The organism is Tsukamurella ocularis (assembly GCF_965138335.1).
GTDB lineage: Bacteria > Actinomycetota > Actinomycetes > Mycobacteriales > Mycobacteriaceae > Tsukamurella > Tsukamurella ocularis_A.
In genome coordinates this window covers 51,243-65,906 of the sequence record NZ_CBCSDV010000024.1, presented here as the reverse complement: position 1 = coordinate 65,906, position 14,664 = coordinate 51,243, and the positions used below count along the sequence as shown (strand labels likewise).

17 protein-coding genes, 1 tRNA gene and 1 pseudogene are annotated in these 14,664 nt (G+C 73.9%); 8 read left to right on the top strand and 11 right to left on the bottom strand.

Annotated features, from left to right (window positions below; translation table 11 throughout):
* A pseudogene (locus ACNAYW_RS19085) lies at window positions 1-667 on the bottom strand (PucR family transcriptional regulator); the annotation flags it as partial.
* A 164-nt stretch (window positions 668-831) separates the two neighbouring features.
* On the opposite strand from ACNAYW_RS19085, the gene ACNAYW_RS19080 reads away from it, so the two are divergent.
* A complete protein-coding gene (locus ACNAYW_RS19080) occupies window positions 832-2,538 on the top strand; it encodes an aldehyde dehydrogenase family protein (protein WP_415851232.1) in 1,707 nt (568 codons plus the stop codon).
* A gap of 86 nt (window positions 2,539-2,624) precedes the next feature.
* Here the strand turns inward: ACNAYW_RS19080 and ACNAYW_RS19075 are convergent, their stop codons facing one another.
* Both ACNAYW_RS19075 and ACNAYW_RS19070 read right to left on the bottom strand, forming a co-directional pair.
* The gene (locus ACNAYW_RS19075) at window positions 2,625-2,792 is read right to left on the bottom strand and encodes a hypothetical protein (RefSeq protein WP_415851231.1); all 168 of its coding nucleotides are present in this window, start codon (window positions 2,790-2,792) and stop codon (window positions 2,625-2,627) included.
* A gap of 13 nt (window positions 2,793-2,805) precedes the next feature.
* Window positions 2,806-2,880: transfer RNA gene (locus ACNAYW_RS19070), tRNA-Thr, on the bottom strand.
* A 41-nt stretch (window positions 2,881-2,921) separates the two neighbouring features.
* On the opposite strand from ACNAYW_RS19070, the gene ACNAYW_RS19065 reads away from it, so the two are divergent.
* Both ACNAYW_RS19065 and ACNAYW_RS19060 read left to right on the top strand, forming a co-directional pair.
* Window positions 2,922-3,800: a crotonase/enoyl-CoA hydratase family protein gene (locus tag ACNAYW_RS19065; protein WP_415851230.1), complete on the top strand. Its 879-nt coding sequence runs from the start codon at window positions 2,922-2,924 to the stop codon at window positions 3,798-3,800.
* Window positions 3,801-3,849: 49 nt separating this feature from the next.
* Window positions 3,850-4,338, top strand: coding sequence for a GNAT family N-acetyltransferase (locus ACNAYW_RS19060; protein ID WP_415851229.1), 489 nt, complete (start codon window positions 3,850-3,852; stop codon window positions 4,336-4,338).
* Here the strand turns inward: ACNAYW_RS19060 and ACNAYW_RS19055 are convergent.
* Genes ACNAYW_RS19055 through ACNAYW_RS19035 form a run of 5 tightly spaced genes read right to left on the bottom strand, consistent with a single transcriptional unit; the run spans window position 4,319 to window position 7,836 of the window.
* Complete coding sequence (locus tag ACNAYW_RS19055) at window positions 4,319-4,774, bottom strand: hypothetical protein (RefSeq protein ID WP_415851228.1); 456 nt, start codon at window positions 4,772-4,774, stop codon at window positions 4,319-4,321. The two genes, ACNAYW_RS19060 and ACNAYW_RS19055, sit on opposite strands and share 20 nt — an antisense overlap.
* A complete protein-coding gene (locus tag ACNAYW_RS19050; protein ID WP_415851227.1) occupies window positions 4,771-5,874 on the bottom strand; it encodes a molybdopterin-dependent oxidoreductase in 1,104 nt (367 codons plus the stop codon). The genes ACNAYW_RS19055 and ACNAYW_RS19050 overlap by 4 nt, the downstream gene beginning before the upstream one ends.
* The gene (locus ACNAYW_RS19045) at window positions 5,871-6,500 is read right to left on the bottom strand and encodes a methyltransferase domain-containing protein (RefSeq protein WP_415851226.1); all 630 of its coding nucleotides are present in this window, start codon (window positions 6,498-6,500) and stop codon (window positions 5,871-5,873) included. The genes ACNAYW_RS19050 and ACNAYW_RS19045 overlap by 4 nt, the downstream gene beginning before the upstream one ends.
* Window positions 6,497-7,174 carry a TIGR04282 family arsenosugar biosynthesis glycosyltransferase gene (locus ACNAYW_RS19040; RefSeq protein WP_415851225.1) on the bottom strand — a complete coding sequence of 226 codons (678 nt, stop codon included), beginning with the start codon at window positions 7,172-7,174 and terminating at the stop codon, window positions 6,497-6,499. The genes ACNAYW_RS19045 and ACNAYW_RS19040 overlap by 4 nt, the downstream gene beginning before the upstream one ends.
* On the bottom strand, window positions 7,171-7,836 hold the full coding sequence (locus ACNAYW_RS19035; protein WP_415851224.1) for a glycosyltransferase family 2 protein: 666 nt from the start codon (window positions 7,834-7,836) through the stop codon (window positions 7,171-7,173). Before ACNAYW_RS19035 ends, ACNAYW_RS19040 begins: the two co-directional genes overlap by 4 nt.
* Before the next feature lie 123 nt (window positions 7,837-7,959).
* Between ACNAYW_RS19035 and ACNAYW_RS19030 the strand changes: the two genes are divergently transcribed.
* The 3 genes from ACNAYW_RS19030 to ACNAYW_RS19020 are packed head-to-tail and all read left to right on the top strand — an operon-like array spanning window position 7,960 to window position 11,088.
* Window positions 7,960-9,330 (top strand): hypothetical protein, encoded by a 1,371-nt coding sequence (locus ACNAYW_RS19030; RefSeq protein WP_415851223.1) that lies wholly within the window; start codon window positions 7,960-7,962, stop codon window positions 9,328-9,330.
* 20 nt (window positions 9,331-9,350) lie between these two features.
* The gene (locus ACNAYW_RS19025) at window positions 9,351-10,052 is read left to right on the top strand and encodes a response regulator transcription factor (RefSeq protein WP_415851233.1); all 702 of its coding nucleotides are present in this window, start codon (window positions 9,351-9,353) and stop codon (window positions 10,050-10,052) included.
* Window positions 10,045-11,088 carry a sensor histidine kinase gene (locus tag ACNAYW_RS19020; protein ID WP_415851222.1) on the top strand — a complete coding sequence of 348 codons (1,044 nt, stop codon included), beginning with the start codon at window positions 10,045-10,047 and terminating at the stop codon, window positions 11,086-11,088. The genes ACNAYW_RS19025 and ACNAYW_RS19020 overlap by 8 nt, the downstream gene beginning before the upstream one ends.
* Here ACNAYW_RS19020 and ACNAYW_RS19015 read toward each other — a convergent pair.
* Window positions 11,069-12,100 carry an NAD-dependent epimerase/dehydratase family protein gene (locus tag ACNAYW_RS19015; protein ID WP_415851221.1) on the bottom strand — a complete coding sequence of 344 codons (1,032 nt, stop codon included), beginning with the start codon at window positions 12,098-12,100 and terminating at the stop codon, window positions 11,069-11,071. The two genes, ACNAYW_RS19020 and ACNAYW_RS19015, sit on opposite strands and share 20 nt — an antisense overlap.
* 63 nt (window positions 12,101-12,163) lie before the next feature.
* Window positions 12,164-13,003: an alpha/beta fold hydrolase gene (locus tag ACNAYW_RS19010; protein ID WP_415851220.1), complete on the bottom strand. Its 840-nt coding sequence runs from the start codon at window positions 13,001-13,003 to the stop codon at window positions 12,164-12,166.
* 166 nt (window positions 13,004-13,169) lie between these two features.
* Between ACNAYW_RS19010 and ACNAYW_RS19005 the strand changes: the two genes are divergently transcribed.
* Window positions 13,170-13,535 (top strand): hypothetical protein, encoded by a 366-nt coding sequence (locus ACNAYW_RS19005; protein ID WP_415851219.1) that lies wholly within the window; start codon window positions 13,170-13,172, stop codon window positions 13,533-13,535.
* 104 nt (window positions 13,536-13,639) lie between these two features.
* Window positions 13,640-14,224, top strand: a complete 585-nt coding sequence (locus tag ACNAYW_RS19000) for a type 1 glutamine amidotransferase domain-containing protein (protein ID WP_415851218.1) — start codon at window positions 13,640-13,642, stop codon at window positions 14,222-14,224.
* On the opposite strand, the gene ACNAYW_RS18995 is transcribed toward ACNAYW_RS19000, so the two are convergent.
* On the bottom strand, window positions 14,193-14,657 hold the full coding sequence (locus ACNAYW_RS18995; RefSeq protein ID WP_415851217.1) for a carboxymuconolactone decarboxylase family protein: 465 nt from the start codon (window positions 14,655-14,657) through the stop codon (window positions 14,193-14,195). The genes ACNAYW_RS19000 and ACNAYW_RS18995 overlap by 32 nt on opposite strands.
* Window positions 14,658-14,664: the final 7 nt, after the last annotated feature.

The following is a 14,664-nucleotide window of genomic DNA, read 5'->3' as shown; positions in this document are numbered from 1 at the left end:
CCCCGACCCCGGCGCCGGGCGCGGCCCCGACTCCGGCCCCGGACGCGGCCCCGACTCCGGCCCCGGGCGCGGCTGCGGACTCGGCGCACACCACGAGGAAGGTGCCGGTCGTGGGCAGCTGCAGCATCTGCGCCGCGGTGTGCAGGCGACCGGGCTCGAGCACCCCGTCGAAGAGGGCGCGCAGCTCGACCTGGAGCAGCTCGGTGTGCCGAGTGGTGCGCTCGGAGACCGCGCGCCCGTACTCCTCCGCGGCGGCGGTCGAGTAGTCGTCGATGATGCGCCAGACGTCGGCGCCGATGTCGGGGAGGAGCTCGGGTCGCTCGGCGCACGCGGCGCGCATGCGGTCCCACACCAGGCGCCCGGCGAGGCGGTAGGCGTGCAGCACCGCCGCCAGCGGGAAGCCGTAATCGGCCTTGAGGCGGCCGGTGGCGCGGGCGGCGTGCAGGTCGTCGCCGAACTCGCCGCTCAGCTGTCGGAGCACCGAGTCGAGGTTCGCGTGCACAGCCTCGCGGAGTTCGACGGCGGTGATGAGCGTGCTCTCCTGATAGGCGTGCTCGCCCGTGAGGATGCGGTCGACCAGCTCGTCGGTCAGCTCGTCGAGCTCATCCACCAGCAGTCGGGCGATGGTCGCGGGCGACGCGTCGGCATGCTCTGTGATCGTGGACACTCCTCGATGGTAGTCGCCGCCCCCGCGCCGGTCGTTGTGCGCACGCACAATGACTCGCGGTGGCAGCCGGAACTCCCGCACGATGCCCGCGGCGCCCCCGGCGAGCAGACTGGAGGGGGAACAGTGATCCGGCTCACGCCGGACCGTACGAGACCGGAGAGCGCATGACCACCACCGAATCAGTCCTCGACGCCGCCGTCGCCGACCTGCAGCAGGGCGAGCGCACCTGGGCCGCCACGTCGCTCGCGCGCCGCCGCGCCCTGCTCGACGAGGTCCGCGAGGCCACCGCCGCCGTCGCCGAGCGGTGGGTCGGCGCCGCCGCCGGCATCAAGGGCCTGCCCGCCGACTCGACGCTGCTCGGCGAGGAGTGGCTCTCCGGCCCCTACTCCGTGATCACCGCCTGCGAGGCCCTCGCCGCCTCGCTGCAGGCGCTCGAGGAGGGGCGCAACCCCGTCGACGGCTTCACCATCAGCCCCGCGCCCGGCGGCCGGTCCGCCGTCGAGGTGCTGCCGCACAGCGCTTTCGACCAGCTCCTGCTCAGCGGCTTCAGCGCGCAGGTCTGGACCGTCCCGGGGGTCGACGCCGCCGCCGTCCGCGAGCGCGCGGGCCTCGGCGAACTCGATCCGGCGATCACCCACGGCATCGCCGGCGTGCTCGGCGCGGGCAACATCTTCTCCATCCCGCCGCTCGACACCCTCTACCAGCTCTACGCCGACAACCGCGTCGTGCTGCTCAAGCTCAATCCGGTCACCGACCCGCTGCTGGACACCTACCGCGCCGCCTTCGCGCCGCTCATCGACCACGGCGTGGTCCGGATCGTCACCGGCGGCGCCGACGTGGGCGGGGCCCTGGTCAATCACCCCGGCATCACGACGGTGCACATGACCGGCAGCGCCCGCACCCACGACGCCATCGTCTTCGGCACCGGCGAGGAGGGCGCGCAGCGCAAGGCGGAGAACCGGCCGCTGCTCGACAAGGCGATCACCAGTGAGCTGGGCGGCGTCTCGCCGACCATCGTCGTGCCGGGCGAGTGGTCCGCCGCCGACCTGCGCTTCCAGGCCGAGCACCTCGCCACGCAGCGCCTGCACAACAACGGCTACAACTGCGTCGCCTCGCAGGTGGCCGTCGTCAGCGCCGACTGGCCGCAGAAGGACGAGTTCCTGCGTGAGCTGCGCGCCGCGTTCGACCGCGCACCGTCGCGCCGCGACTACTACCCGGGATCGGCCGACCGCGTGGCCGCCGCGCGCGCCGGGTACGGCGAGCGGGCGCAGGCCGTCGGGCCCGACGGTGCCCGCACCCTCGTCTTCGGCCTCCGGGCCGACGGCACCGAGGAGGCCCTGCACACCGAGTACTTCGCGCCGGTCTACGGCGTGCTCGAGCTGCCCGGCGACGCCGCGACCTTCCTGGACACGGCCGTCCGCGCCGCCAACGAGGACTTCGACGGCACGCTCGGCGTGAACCTCGTCGCCGACCCCGCGACGATCAAGGCCCTCGGCCCGGCGTTCGAGCGGGCGATCGCCGACCTGCGCTACGGCACGGTCGCCGTGAACGCCTGGACGGGCGTCGGCTACCTCACCGCCCGGGCGTCGTGGGGCGCGTTCCCCGGCCACACCATCGACGACGTGCAGAGCGGCATCGGGGTCGTCCACAACGCGCTGCTGCTCGACGATGTGGAGCGGACCGTCGTGCGCGGGCCCTTCCGCCCGTCGCCCCGCTCCTTCGCGGGCGGCGAGCTGTCGATGTCGCCGAAGCCGCCGTGGTTCGTCACCAACCGCACCGGCGCGACGACGGGCCGTCGGCTCACCGAGTTCGCCGCGAAGCCGTCGTGGCTGAAGCTGCCCGGCATCTTCGCCTCCGCCCTGCGCGGCTGACAGCCGAGTGAAAGATCGACGTCGGAACGCCCCGACACGCCGACATCACGTCCGCGAGACGGCGCAGGGGCGTCGATCTTTCACCCTCAGCGGTCGAAGAACCGGTCGCTGATCCGGTCGAAGAAGCCGTCGACCTTCTTCTCGATGTCGGTGCCCTTGAGTTTGTACTCCCACAGGTACACCAGCCCGAACACCACGGCGACGAGGCCGAGCACCAGCGCGGTGATCAGGATGACCTGAGCGGTTGTCGACATCGTCGTTGCCTCCTGGAGCCCCCCGTCGGGATTGAACCGACGACCTTCGCTTTACAAGAGCGGTGCTCTACCACTGAGCTAGGGAGGCGCGCGGCCGTGCGACCGCGGCGCCAGCATATCGTGACCAGCATGACTGACTCCTTCGAGACCATCAGCTGGACGCTCGACGACGACGGCATCGCCACGCTCGTGCTCGATCGCCCGGATCAGCTCAACGCGTTCAGTGTCACCATGGCGCGCGAGCTGACGGAGTTCTTCGAGGTCCACGCCCGGCGCGACGAGGTGCGCGCCGTCGTCGTCACCGGTGCCGGCCGGGCCTTCTGCGCCGGGATGGACCTCACCGGCGAGGGCAACGTCTTCGGGCTCGACGAGTCGGTGCAGCCGACCCCCGAGGAGTTCGCCGCGCACTACGACGAGCCGCCCTACCAGGACGGTGTGCGCGACACGGGCGGCAAGCTCACCCTCGCGATCCATTCCCTCCCCAAGCCGGTGATCGCCGCGATCAACGGCCCCGCGGTGGGCATCGGCGCGACGATGACGCTGGCCATGGACACCCGCCTCGCCTCGACGAAGGCGCGGATCGGCTTCGTCTTCGGCCGCCTCGGCATCGTGATGGAGGCCTGCTCCAGCTGGTTCCTGCCCCGCATCGTCGGCCCCGCGCAGGCCCTGGAGTGGGTCTACTCCGCCGACATCCTCACCGCCGAGCAGGCGCGCGAGGGCCGCCTCGTCCGCAGCCTGCACGAGCCCGACGAGCTGGTGCCCGCCGCGCAGGAACTGGCCCGGTCGTGGGTGAAGGGCCGCTCGGCCGCGGGCGTCGCGCTCAACAAGCAGCTGATCTACCGCGGCCTCGGCGCCGCGAAGCCGCTCGACGCCCACCTCGCCGACTCCCTGGCGATGTACTACTCGTCCATCGGCGACGGCAAGGAGGGCGTGGCCGCCTTCCTGGAGAAGCGCGCGCCGGAGTTCACGGCCAAGGCCTCGGAGGCGCCCCGCATCGTCGCCGACTGACGGCGACCGCCCGTTCCGCATCGTCGTGGCCGGGCAATAAGCTGGCGTCATGGAGATCCGTGACGCCCAGCCGACCGACCTGCCGGCGATCCTCGTCATCCACAACGACGCCGTGGAGAACTCGACCGCCATCTGGTCGGAGGAGAAGGCCGACCTCGCCGAGCGCGAGGCGTGGCTGGCGGAGCGCCGCGCGGGCGGTTTCCCGGTCCTCGTCGCCATCGTCGACGGTGAGCTGGGCGGTTACGCCTCGTACGGGCCGTTCCGCGCGAAGTCGGGCTACCGGCACACCGTCGAGAACTCGGTGTACGTCGCCGACGGCTTCTACCGGCGGGGCATCGCCGAGGCGCTCATGAACGCCCTGATCGAGCGCGCGCAGCAGTCCGACGTGCACGTGGTGGTGGCCGCGATCGAGGAGTCCAACCACGCCTCGGTCGCCCTGCACCGCAAGCTCGGGTTCCGGGTCACCGGTCAGATGCCGCAGGTGGGCATCAAGTTCGGCCGGTGGCTGGACCTGGTGCTCATGCAGAGGATCTTGTGATCGTCCGCACCACACCGGACACGACGAAGGCCGCCACGATCGCGGCGATCAGCGCCGACATCGCGACGCCGTAGGGCTGGTCCAGGATCGTCGGGTTGAGCGCGCCCTTGCCCGGCGGGCGCGGCAGCGCCACCGCCGCGCCCAGCGCCAGCACCGTCACCATGCCGGCGGCGCCGCACAGCGCGCCCGGCCACCACGCCGGCGGCAGCACCCGCAGGGCGCCGTGCCCGAGGAGTAGCAGCAGCGGCTGGATCACCCCGTCGTGCACGACGACGATCGCGATCGCCCACAGCGCCGCCGAGATCAGGTCCGGGGTGGGAAGGTCCTCGATCGCGAGCGCGAGGCCGTAGACGATCAGCCCCAGACCGCCGATGACCAGCACGACCTGGAGGCCCTTGAGGCCGGGGCCCAGTGGTGTCGTCTCCTCGTCGGTCATGCCGCCTCGATCCTCGAAACCCATTTGGTCTGGTGCACTCCGGGCCGCGCGGCCGCGATCACGCGGCACGGGTAGCCGTGGTCGATGTCGAGCTCCTCGCCGCTCAGGCGCAGGGCGATCAGCGAGGTCTCGTCGCGCACCTTGGCGGCCTCCATCGTCGACTGCGCGTACAGCCCGCGCTCCAGCGACGCGAACCGCAGGTCGGCGTCGTCGAGCCCCGCGAGGGCGGCGAGGTCGGCGATCCGCACCCCCGTCCACCACCCGTACTGCGTCCAGCCCTCGACGCAGGCGATCGGCAGATGCACGGTGTGCTGGGGCATGGCCCGCAACTGCTCGAGGGTCAGCTCGACGGTGCGGGGCCCCTTGATCACGAGCCGGAACTCCTCCGCGCGAGCGGATTCGGCTACCCCGGCCGCCGCCGCGGTCCGGTTGACGGGCATGCCCTGGGGGCCGCGCCCCGAGCGCGGGGCGAGCACGGCGAGGCGGTGCAGGCCGGGGATCGACTGGCTGCCGATGGTGACCACCGCGATCCCGGCGGCGGCGATGCCGGCGGTGAGTACGGTCCGCCGGGACACCCCGGGCGTGTACGCCTTCTCGGTGCCGCGGCGGAAGGCCTCGCGCACGATGGGCATCTTGATCGCCAGGTGGACGCCCACCGCGCCGAGCACCACGAACGCGGTCGCGTAGTGCGCGGCCGGGAAGAAGAACTTCCACGGGTACCACTGCGCGATGTTCAGCAGACCGGTGAAGAGCTGGAAGGACATCGAGACCACGATGGCGCCGGTCGAGATCCGCTCCGCGATCCGCTTCGGGCCGCCGAAGATCGGTCGCTCGAACAGCTTCGGGTACACCACGGCGATCTTGAGCACCAGCAGCGGGATGGCGGCCACGCCGGACGCGACGTGCACTCCCTGCGTCAGTTGGAACAACCAGAAGGGCGAGCGCGGCGCGTCGAACCAGGCGGGCGGATGCTGGAGGAAGTGGCTGAACAGGCCTGTGCCGAAGCAGATCACGATGCAGACGCCCAGCAGCATGCCGATCCGGGCGGCCACCACCGGCTGGCGGAACGCGGGCGGCCCCGTCGGCGACGGGGCGGTCATCGGGCCAGCTCCGCGCACCGTCGGCCGGACCGGTGATCGAGCCACCGCACGGTCCGCAGGCCCGCGGCTGCGGCCAGGCCGTCGAGGGCATCGGATCCGACCCGCGCCCAGGGGAACCAGCGGGAGATCCCCCCGGCCGCACGGACGCGCACCGCCTCCTGCACGACGCCGACGTCGGCCGGCTCCACTTCGACCATCACTGTTCCTCCGACCTCCACGAGCGCGGCCGCCCGGCGCAGCAGGCGCTCCGGATCCCCGCCGATTCCGATGTTCCCGTCGAGCAGGATCGCGTGCGACCACCTGCCCTCGCCGGGCAGCGGCGCGAACACGTCGCGCCGCAGCGCGGCGGCGCCCCGCTCCCGGGTGAGCCGGACGGCGTGCGGCGAATCGTCCACGCCCAGTGCGGGGATGCCGCTGCGGAGCAGGAGGTCGACGATGCGCCCGGGGCCGCAGCCCAGGTCGACGGTGGGGCCGTGGCACCAGCCGATCACCGCGCCGATGAGCGAATCGTCGGCGGGTTCGTGCCCGAGCCAGCGCGCGACGGGGAGGCGCCGGACCTCGCCCGCCGCGGTGTGCAGTTCGCCGCTGCGGCCGGCCAGGACGGCGTCCCAGTGCGCCGCGCTCACGCGCATCGCCCCGCGCCGGGACGCAGCGCGTCGACGGTCCGTCGGAACCGCGAACCGGGGGCGCACGCGGCGGCCACCGCCGCCACGTCGTCGGGCCGGTCGACGTCGCGCAGCGAGGGCAGGTCCCGTGGGTCGAGGCCGGCGTCGGCGAGCGCGCGGCGCGTGGACTCGCCCGTCGTGCTGGTCGACATCGGCACGTCCAGAAGGCAGTCCAGGCGAGGGGCCGCCCCGTCGGGCACGCCCAGCGCCCACCATCCGCCGTCCTCGGCGGGGCCGAGCGCCGCGGACCGGCGCGCGGCGGCCAGCCCCAGTTCCAGCAGGTCGGGCCCGACCTGCGGGGTGTCCATACCGATCTGCAGGACGGGGCCCGCGCCGAGCTCCGCGGCCCGGCGATGCGCCGCGACGAGCCGCTCCGCGAGCCCGCCGTCGGCCTGCGCGAAGACCTCGCACCGATCCAGCACCTCGCCCAGCGCCTCGGCGTCGACGGCGTCGTCGAGCCGCCCGCCGAGCGCCACCGCACACCGCGCGCCGGGGACGGCGAGCGCGGCGCACAGCGTGTCGCGCAGCGCCGCCGCGGCCAGGCGGGCCGCGTCCACCGGGGTGTACGAGCGGGTCAGTCGCGTCTTCACCAGGCCGGGGACGGGGGCCTTGGCGACCACGAGCACGGTGCTCATCGCGCCGCCCGCAGGAAGTCGACGGTGGCGCGCATCGAGCCCGTCACGGAGCCGGAGACCTTCGAGCTGCCGCCGGTGCGCGGGCCGTAGCGCACGGGACGCTCGACGACGGTCCAGCCGGCGGCGCCCGCCCGCGCGAGCAGCTCGACCGGGTAGCCGGAGCGCCGGTCGACGACGCCGAGGCCGAGCACCGCCTCACGGCGGGCCGCGCGCATCGGGCCGATGTCGTGCAGGGGCAGCCCGTAGCGGCTGCGCAGGCGGGCCGCGACGAGCGCGGAGCCGACCCGGGCGTGCCACGGCCACACCCCCGTCGGATCGGGGCGGCGGCGCCCGACGGCCAGGTCCGCGCCGCCCCGGACCGCCGCGACGAGCGGGACGAGCTCCCCGGGGTGCATCGAGCCGTCACCGTCGACCGTGCACACCACCTCGGTGCGGGCGGCGCGGATGCCGGCGTGCACGGCGCTGCCGTACCCGGGCCGCGGTTCGGTGACGACCCGGGCGCCCGCGCGCCGCGCGACCGCCGCGGTCCCGTCGGTGGAGCCGTTGTCCACGACGAGCGCGGTGTACCCCGCCGGCAGCGCCTCGATCACCGGGCCGATCGACTCCGCCTCGTTCCGGCACGGGATCACGACGGTGACCGCATCCGGCTCGATCTCAGTCATGGTTCTCACGCTAGGAAGGCGGTGCCGTCGTGGACAGGTCTTCGCGATGACGAAAGTATGACGGTGCCCGGCCCGGGCCCGCGTGGGGCGGAAGGGGGCCGCTCCGGCGGATACGGTCGAAGCATGCCGATCGAAACGGGCGCGACCGGCCGTACCTCTCGCCGGGCGCTGGTGTGGGCGGGCGGTGCGCTCCTGCTCGTCGCGGCCGCGGTGGCCGTGCCCTTCCTGCTCGGCGACGACTTCCGCAAGACGCTGGTCGCCGAGGCCGCGCCCCTGTTCGGCGTCTTCGAGGCGCACGCCGGGCCGGGCACCGCTCCCGCCCTCGTGATCGCGCTCGCCGTGGTCCTCTGGGGGCCCGCGGTGGCCCGCGGCCTCCCGTTCGGCCGGCTCGCGGCGCTGTCCGCGGCGGTGCTGTTCGCGTGGGCGCTGAGCCTGGGGACCGTGGCCGGGTGGGATCGGTTCCGCACGAAACTGTCCGGCTACGACCAGTACCTGCACGAGGTCCCCGGGGCGGAGGCCGACGTGGGCGCCGCGGTGCGCGAGTTCGCCCGGCGGATCCCCGACTACCAGCCCGATTCCTGGACGGTGCACGTCTCCGGGCACCCGCCGGGCGCGCTGCTGACGTTCGTCGGCCTCGACCGGGTGGGGCTCGGCGGCGGCACCTGGGCGGCGCTGTTCTGCACGGCCGCCGGCGCGTCCGCGGCCGCCGCGATCCTGCTCACCGTCCGGACGCTGGGCACGGAGGAGATGGCGCGCTGCTGCGCCCCCTTCCTCGCGGTCTTCCCGGGAGCGCTGTGGATGGCGCCGTCGGGCGATGCCTACTTCGCCGGCGTCGCCGCCTGGGGGATGGCGGCGCTGGCCGTCGCCGCCGTCGCCCGCGGTCGGCGCGCGACGGTCTTCGGCGTCCTGGCCGGCCTGCTCCTCGGGTGGGCGATCTTCCTCAACTACGGACTGATCCTGATGGGACTCCTGGCGGTCACGGTGCTGATCATCGCCCGCACCGCGCGCCCGCTGCGCACCGCCGTCCCCGCCGCGCTCGCCGTGGTCGCGGCGTTCGCCCTGGCCGGGTTCTGGTGGCTGGACGGCTATCACGGGGTGGTGCTGCGCTACTACCAGGGGATCGCCTCCTTCCGGCCCTTCGCCTACTGGGGCTGGGCGAACCTGGCGGCGGCCGCGTGCGCCGTCGGCGTCGCCGGGGCCGCCGCGATCGGCCTGGTCCCGGGGGCGCTGCGCCCCGTCCGGCGGGCCCTGCTCGGTACCCCCGAGGCGGTGGCCGCGCTCGTCGCCGGGGCCGTGCTGATGGTGGTCGCGGCCGACCTCTCGGCCCTGAGCAAGGCGGAGGTCGAGAGGATCTGGTTGCCGTTCACCGTGTGGATCGCGGCCGGAGCGGGGATGCTCTGGTACAGACGGAGTGTTGCGATCGCGCAGGGATGGCTCGCCGCGCAGGTGGCGGGAGCGCTCATCGTGACGCACGGCGTGCTGATCTACCAGTGAACGACGAAACGGAGGCGGCGATGGCCGACGATCGGTACGTGCTGATCGCCGACGACGATCCGCTGGTCAGCGACGTGGTTCGGCGCTACCTCGAGCGCGACGGACTGCCCACGTCCATCGTCGCCGACGGTGCCGCCGCGGCGGAGCGCCTCGCCGGCGGCCGGGTGCGGCTCGCGGTCCTCGACGTCATGATGCCGGGGCTCGACGGGATCGAGCTGTGCCGCCGGGTGCGCAGCGGCGCGGCGGGCACCCGCCGCGACCTGCCGTTGATCCTGCTCACCGCGCTCGGCGAGGAGGACGACCGCGTCACCGGGCTCGCCGCCGGGGCGGACGACTACGTGACCAAGCCCTTCAGCCCGCGCGAACTGGCGCTCCGGGTGGCGTCCGTCCTGCGTCGCGTCCCGCACGAGCCCGGGACGGTGCTGGGCGACGCCGCCGTGGTCGTCGACTCCGCGGCCCGGACGGTGACGGCGAGCGGCCGGGGCATCGCGACCACCCCGCGGGAGTTCGATCTGCTGGCCCACTTCCTCGCCCACCCGGGGGAGGCCTTCGCCCGCGAGGACCTGCTCGAGCAGGTGTGGGGCTGGCAGTTCGGCGACCTGTCGACGGTGACGGTCCACGTCAAGCGGCTGCGCGCCAAGCTCGGCGACGATCACCGGATCGAGACGGTCTGGGGGCGCGGCTACCGGTGGGGCTCGGGCGAGGAGGGCGACGATGACTGAGGTGCTCTCCATCGCCGGCCTCGCACTGCTGTGGTCCGCGCCGGTGGTGCTCGCCGGGGCGCTGGTGCTGTGGCGCGCGCGGCGCATGTCGCTCCAGCTCTCCATGGTCATCCTGGTGCTGATCCCGGTCCTCGCGGTGCTCTCCGGCGTGATCGGGGTGAGCGGGTTCATGTTCACCGCGGACTTCACCCGCACGGTCGCGGTGCTCGGCGCCGTCCTGGTGGTCGCGGTGCCCGCCGCCGTCGCGCTGGGCCGGTTCCAGGCCCGGCGCACGGTGTGGGAGCGGCAGATCCGCGAGCAGGAGCGGGCGGCCGAGGCGGCCCGGCGCGACCTCGTCGCGTGGGTGAGCCACGACCTGCGCACACCGCTCGCCGGGATCCGCGCGATGTCCGAGGCGCTGCGCGACGCCGTCGTCACCGACCCCGGCGAGGTGACCGAGTTCGCGGACCGGATCGACCGGGAGACGGTGCGCCTGTCGGCGATGGTGGACGACCTGTTCGAGATGTCCCGGATCCATTCGGGTTCGCTCACGCTGGACTTCGAGACCATCGACGTGCGCGAGGTGGCGGACGAGGTGCGCGCGGGGCTGGGGCAGATGGCCAATCGCGCCCGGGTGCAGTTGGAACTCGATGCGCCCGAGCCGGTCCCGGCGCCGGTCGGCGTGTCGGCCCTGGCCCGGATCCTGCGGAACCTGGTGCTCAACGCGTTGGCCCACACGCCCGCGGGCGGCCGGGTCACGATCTCGGTCCGCGGGGACGCCGACGAGGTCGTCCTCCGGGTCGACGACACGGGCACCGGCATCGACGACGTCGACCTCGAGCGCATCTTCGACCTCGCCTATCGCGGCACGGCGCACCGGTCGCCGGTGAACACCGCCGGCCTCCCGGCGGGCACCGGGATGGGCCTCGCGATCGCCCGCGGCCTCGTGGACGTGCACGGGGGCACCGTCGTCGCCACGAACCAGCGGCAGGGCGCGCGGTTCGAGGTGCGCCTGCCGGTGGAGCCCCCGCGCGGGGTCAACGCAGGGGGGCGGTAGCGAACTCGGTCAGCCCGCGCTCCGGGCCGATGGCGGCGGTGAAGCCGAGTTCCGCCGTGGCGCGCGCCGGGTCGGCCACGATGTGACGCACGTCGGAGACGCGGAACTCGCCGGTCACCACGGGTGCGGGCGCCCCGGCGGTGCCCCGGGCGAGGTGCGTCGCGACGTCGCCGATCGTCACGGGAACCCCCGAGCACACGTTGTACGCCCGGAACGGGCGGTCCGCGGCCGCGCCGACCGCCAGCAGGTTCGCCGCGGCCACGTCGCGCACGTGGACGAAGTCCCGGGTCTGGCCCCCGTCCTCGAACACCCGCGGCGCCCGGCCCGCCGCCAGCGCCGAGCGGAAGATCGACGCGACCCCCGCGTAGGGCGTGTCGCGGGGCATCCGCGGACCGTAGACGTTGTGGTAGCGCAGCGCGATCACCGCCGAATCCGTGGCGCGCGCCCACGCCGCGGCGTAGAACTCCTGCGCCGCCTTGGACGCCGCGTAGAGCCCGTTCGGCGCGATCGGTGCGTCCTCGCCGGTCAGCGCCCATCGGGCAGTGCCGCCGCCGGGAAGCGGGCGCTCGAACCGGCCCGCCCGCAGGTCCGCGACGGCGCGGGGCAGCGGCAGCGCGGGCTGCCCGTCCGCATCGACGTACGCCCCGTCGCCGTAGACCACCATCGACGAGGCGAGCACCAGCCTGCGGCAGCCCGCCCGCGCCATCGCCGCCAGCAGCTCCGCGGTGCCGAGGTCGTTGTTCGCGGCGAACAGCGGCGCGTCGGCGGCGTCCACCCCCGCGCCGACCGCGGCGGCCTGATGACACACGACGTCGACCCCGCGCAGGACCTCGTCCAGGCCGGCCGGGTCCAGCAGGTTCAGCCGCTCGACGCCCGCCGGCACCTCGACGGTGCCGTGCGCCTGCGGGAGCATCCCGTCGATGCCGACGACCTCGTGGCCGATTCCTTCGGTGAGCAGGTCGGCGACGTGGGAGCCGATGAACCCGGCCGCGCCCGTGAGGAGTATCCGCATGCCACCATGCTGGCCCGTCGCGCCGGCCCGGTCGACCGGGCGCGAGCCGCCGTCACCGACTCGTCACACCCGCGCGGCGGTCGCCGCGATGAGCTCCGCGAGCTGCTCCGGCCGCTCGTCGGGGATCCAGTGGCTCACCCCGTCGAGGACGACGAACCGGTAGGGCCCGTCGACGTACTCGCCCGCGAGTTCGGCCCCGGCCCGGGTCAGCGCGACGTCGTCGGTGCTCCAGACGTACGTCACGGGGCAGGCGACGCGCGTCCCCTCGCCGGGCTTCACCGCCGTGAACGGCATGCCCCGGTAGTAGTTCAGGCCCCCGCGGAGCAGCCCGGGCGTCAGCACCTCGTCGACGACGGTGCGGATCGCGCCGGCGGGCATGCCGCTCGCGCGGAGGAAGGCCTCGACACGCCCCGGGAACCGTCGGGCCAGCAGCTCCGGCACCGCGGGGATCTGGAACAGGTACATGTAGTACGACTTGAGCGCCTGGTCCGAGCGGAGGAACGCCCGCAGGAAGGCGAGGGGGTGCGGCACCGACACCGCGGTGAGCGTGCGCACGAGGTGCGGGTACGTCGCGGCGGTCAGCCACGCCGTCGACGAACCCCAGTCGTGCCCGACCAGGTGCGCCGGCCCCGTCCGCTCCAGCAGCGCCGCGACGTCGGCGGCCAGTTCGGAGCTGCGGTACTGCCAGCGCCGCGCCGGGCTCGCGGTCCGCGCGTACCCCCGCTGCCACGGCACGACGGTGCGGTACCCCTGCGCGTGCAGGTGCCCGGCCGTCGCCTCCCACGAGGTGGGCGTCTGCGGGAAGCCGTGCAGCAGCACGACGATCTCCCCGTCGATCGGCCCGCTGTCGACCACCGGGAAGGTCAGCCCCGACCGCGTGAACTCCGTGATCCGTTCCGTCATGCCCTCACCCAACCACGCGCGACGGCGCGGGGCATCCGCCCAGGGGAGGAGGTGCGCCCGAGCGCCGAGCTGCTCGGACCTGCGTCTTAAGCGGCTCTTGAGCGAGGCTCAAGACCTGTGCGCGACGGTGTGGAGGTCAGCGAACGTCCACGGAGAAGGAGCAGTCATGATCGTCCGGAAGAAGATCGTCGCCGCCACCGCCGCCCTGGCGGCAGCTGCAGGGATCGCCGCCGTCGCCCCCGGCGCCGCCAACGCCGCGCCCAACGGCTGCGACGTGCACCAATGGACCGTCGCCCACATCGAGACCCCCAGCTCCAGCGCCTCCATCTGCCGCTGGCAGGGCGACGGCCGCACCGAGTACCGCGGCTTCGGCAAGGGCAACGGCCTGGCCGTCACCGCGCCGGTGGTGTGGTCGAACGGCGCGTCCTACAGCGCCGTCAACAACGGCTACACCTACCGCGTCGACGTGGGCCGCGGCCTCGCCGTCATCGCCCCGAACGGCTACCAGATCTCGTACGAGCCCGCGCTGTAGGACGCGGCTCGATCAGCGACCCCGGCGGCCCGGCCGCCGGGGTTTCGGCGCGCGGCGCACGGGGTATCCCTCGGGCATCACGGACAGCGACGGAAGGAGTGGACATGGGCGGACTCGACGGCAGGACGATCGCGTTCCTCGCGGCGCCCGAGGGGACCGAGCAGGTGGAGCTCACGGAACCGTGGCGGGCGCTGCGGGAGGCGGGCGCCACGAACCGGCTCCTGTCCACGGAGACGGGCACGATCCAGGCCTTCGACCACCTCGACCGCGCCGACACCTTCGCCGTCGACGGCGTGGTGGGCGAGGCGGACCCCTCCGCGTTCGACGCCCTCGTGCTCCCCGGTGGCGTCGCGAACCCCGACTTCCTGCGGACCGACGAGGCCGCGGTGGACTTCGTGCGACGGTGCGCGGAGACGGGGACGCCGATCGGCGTGATCTGCCACGGGCCGTGGACGCTCGTCGAAGCCGGAGTGGTGCGGGGCCGCACGCTGACCTCCTACCCGAGTGTGCGGACGGACCTGGTCAACGCGGGCGCCACCTGGGTCGATCAAGAGGTGGTGACCTGCCGGGACGGCGCGGGGCCGATCGTCTCCAGTCGGCGGCCCGACGATCTGCCCGCGTTCTGCAGCGCGCTGGTGGCCGAGTTCGCCTCGTGCCTCACACCCGGTGCCGCACCTCGTACCCGCTGATCACGGACACCCGGTTGAAGGCGTTGATCGTCACCGCGGCCCAGATGAGCACGGAGGTCTGCGTCTCGTCGAGCACGTCGGTGGCGCGGTCGTAGGCGATGTCCGCCGCGTGGTGCGGCGGCAACGCCGTCACCAGCTCGGCGATCTCGAGCGCGGCGCGCTGCACGTCGTCGAAGAGGGCGGGCGCCTCGCGCCACGCGGCCAGCACGTCGAGTTGCTGATCGCTCACGCCGGCGGCGCGCCCGGCGCGGGCGTGCAGGTCCAGGCAGAACGCGCAGCCGTTGAGCTGCGAACACCGCAGGTTCACCAATTCGACGACGTCGCGGCCGATTCCGGCGGCCGCGGCCGCCTCGGCCACCTCCGCGGAGACCGCGACCAACCGCTTGTAGATTCCGGGGGAGGCCTTGTCGATCCGCACGCGCTGGGCTGGCATGCCACTA

What these genes read in the sequence shown, in the direction of transcription:
- ACNAYW_RS19025 (WP_415851233.1), top strand. Translation starts at nt 9,351, where the DNA reads ATGGCCGACGATCGGTACGTGCTGATCGCCGACGACGATCCGCTGGTC.
- ACNAYW_RS19080 (WP_415851232.1), top strand. Translation starts at nt 832, where the DNA reads ATGACCACCACCGAATCAGTCCTCGACGCCGCCGTCGCCGACCTGCAG.
- ACNAYW_RS19060 (WP_415851229.1), top strand. Translation starts at nt 3,850, where the DNA reads ATGGAGATCCGTGACGCCCAGCCGACCGACCTGCCGGCGATCCTCGTC.
- ACNAYW_RS19050 (WP_415851227.1), bottom strand. Translation starts at nt 5,874, where the DNA reads ATGACCGCCCCGTCGCCGACGGGGCCGCCCGCGTTCCGCCAGCCGGTG.
- ACNAYW_RS19040 (WP_415851225.1), bottom strand. Translation starts at nt 7,174, where the DNA reads ATGAGCACCGTGCTCGTGGTCGCCAAGGCCCCCGTCCCCGGCCTGGTG.
- ACNAYW_RS19030 (WP_415851223.1), top strand. Translation starts at nt 7,960, where the DNA reads ATGCCGATCGAAACGGGCGCGACCGGCCGTACCTCTCGCCGGGCGCTG.
- ACNAYW_RS19000 (WP_415851218.1), top strand. Translation starts at nt 13,640, where the DNA reads ATGGGCGGACTCGACGGCAGGACGATCGCGTTCCTCGCGGCGCCCGAG.
- ACNAYW_RS18995 (WP_415851217.1), bottom strand. Translation starts at nt 14,657, where the DNA reads ATGCCAGCCCAGCGCGTGCGGATCGACAAGGCCTCCCCCGGAATCTAC.
- ACNAYW_RS19020 (WP_415851222.1), top strand. Translation starts at nt 10,045, where the DNA reads ATGACTGAGGTGCTCTCCATCGCCGGCCTCGCACTGCTGTGGTCCGCG.
- ACNAYW_RS19065 (WP_415851230.1), top strand. Translation starts at nt 2,922, where the DNA reads ATGACTGACTCCTTCGAGACCATCAGCTGGACGCTCGACGACGACGGC.
- ACNAYW_RS19015 (WP_415851221.1), bottom strand. Translation starts at nt 12,100, where the DNA reads ATGCGGATACTCCTCACGGGCGCGGCCGGGTTCATCGGCTCCCACGTC.
- ACNAYW_RS19010 (WP_415851220.1), bottom strand. Translation starts at nt 13,003, where the DNA reads ATGACGGAACGGATCACGGAGTTCACGCGGTCGGGGCTGACCTTCCCG.
- ACNAYW_RS19075 (WP_415851231.1), bottom strand. Translation starts at nt 2,792, where the DNA reads ATGTCGACAACCGCTCAGGTCATCCTGATCACCGCGCTGGTGCTCGGC.
- ACNAYW_RS19005 (WP_415851219.1), top strand. Translation starts at nt 13,170, where the DNA reads ATGATCGTCCGGAAGAAGATCGTCGCCGCCACCGCCGCCCTGGCGGCA.
- ACNAYW_RS19035 (WP_415851224.1), bottom strand. Translation starts at nt 7,836, where the DNA reads ATGACTGAGATCGAGCCGGATGCGGTCACCGTCGTGATCCCGTGCCGG.
- ACNAYW_RS19055 (WP_415851228.1), bottom strand. Translation starts at nt 4,774, where the DNA reads ATGACCGACGAGGAGACGACACCACTGGGCCCCGGCCTCAAGGGCCTC.